The organism is uncultured Pelagimonas sp. (genome assembly GCF_947498515.1).
Taxonomy (GTDB): Bacteria; Pseudomonadota; Alphaproteobacteria; order Rhodobacterales; family Rhodobacteraceae; genus Pelagimonas.
The window spans coordinates 1-472 of record NZ_CANMKO010000038.1 but is presented as its reverse complement, the minus strand read 5'-3'; the positions used below and the strand labels follow the sequence as shown (position 1 = coordinate 472).

The 472-nt window shown below is 57.4% G+C and carries 1 protein-coding gene; it reads left to right on the top strand.

The window, feature by feature from the left end:
* Positions 1 to 32 precede the first annotated feature (32 nt).
* A partial coding sequence (locus Q1A43_RS22415) for a GDP-mannose 4,6-dehydratase (RefSeq protein ID WP_299939066.1) occupies positions 33 to 472 on the top strand: 440 nt, incomplete at its 3' end.

The following is a 472-nucleotide window of genomic DNA, read 5'->3' as shown; positions in this document are numbered from 1 at the left end:
TCGAGAGTCCGTTTGATTGGGAAGGCTAAGAGATGAAGATATTGGTAACGGGTGGTGCAGGTTTTATTGGGTCTGCGGTTGTGCGCCAGGCGATTGGTGCGGGGCACGAGGTTGTGAACCTTGATGCGCTGACCTATGCGGCCTGCCTCGAGAATGTTGCCAGCGTTGCGGATGCGCCGGGCTATGCGTTTGAACAGGTGGATATTCGCGACCGCGCGGCGTTGGACGGGGTGTTTGCCAAACACGCGCCTGATGCGGTGATGCATTTGGCGGCCGAAAGCCATGTGGATCGTTCGATCGACGGGCCGGGCGATTTCATCGAGACCAACATCACCGGCACCTACAATATGCTCGAAGCGGCGCGGACATATTGGATGGCTCAAGACAAGCCCGAGAGCTTCCGCTTTCATCACATTTCCACCGACGAAGTGTTTGGCAGTTTGGGCACCACGGGGCAGTTCACCGAAGAGAC